The sequence below is a fragment of the Stenotrophomonas sp. GbtcB23 genome (assembly GCF_019091045.1).
GTDB classification, from domain to species: Bacteria; Pseudomonadota; Gammaproteobacteria; order Xanthomonadales; family Xanthomonadaceae; genus Stenotrophomonas; species Stenotrophomonas rhizophila_A.
In genome coordinates this window covers 1-237 of record NZ_JAGXKC010000682.1, presented here as the reverse complement: position 1 = coordinate 237, position 237 = coordinate 1, and the positions used below count along the sequence as shown (strand labels likewise).

The 237-nt window shown below is 59.9% G+C and carries 1 pseudogene; it reads left to right on the top strand.

Features of this window, described 5'->3' with window-relative positions:
• Positions 1–237: pseudogene (locus tag KVS69_RS20555) on the top strand (hypothetical protein); the annotation flags it as partial.

Sequence of the window (237 nt, the reverse complement as noted above, 5' to 3'; positions counted from 1 at the left end):
CAGCCTATTTCCCCGCAGGAGCCATCCAGCCTTCACACGCAATTACGATGGGGATCGGGACGATTCTGGAGTGCCGAAAGATCGTCGTGTTGGCGACTGGCAAAGGCAAGGCGGTTCCTGTCGGGGCCAGCGTCCAAGGTCCGCACTCGGAAGATGTTCCTGGATCGGCTCGTATTCGCCATGCCGATACCTCGAACGTCCTCGATCGGGCAGCCGCGGCAAATCTTGACCATGCTC